The sequence below is a fragment of the Chryseobacterium sp. SIMBA_029 genome, assembly GCF_046535275.1.
Lineage (GTDB): Bacteria > Bacteroidota > Bacteroidia > Flavobacteriales > Weeksellaceae > Chryseobacterium.
In genome coordinates this window covers 1-260 of record NZ_JAWRXA010000497.1, presented here as the reverse complement: position 1 = coordinate 260, position 260 = coordinate 1, and the positions used below count along the sequence as shown (strand labels likewise).

The following is a 260-nucleotide window of genomic DNA, read 5'->3' as shown; positions in this document are numbered from 1 at the left end:
CATGTCGTACTTAATCGCCATCATAGCTACAAGTGACGTTGCCGTGTCGTACCACACAAGGATTTGAACATCTCTCCCTTGCTGGCTATCTAGCACCGAAATCATCTTCACGCTCCCGGTGTTGGTTCTGGACGGGTACGTCTCCGTCAGTGGTTTGTACGATTTTTCAATTGCTGTTTTCGCTGTCCAAAAATGGAGGGCGACGGGGTCGCCCTTTATGATGTCCCCCGTCGCTTTTTGTCGGACGATAATGTCATCGG

1 protein-coding gene is annotated in these 260 nt (G+C 50.4%); it reads right to left on the bottom strand.

Annotated elements, in window-relative coordinates; genetic code table 11:
- A partial coding sequence (locus SB679_RS24960; protein ID WP_410704991.1) for a hypothetical protein occupies nt 1–260 on the bottom strand: 260 nt, incomplete at both ends.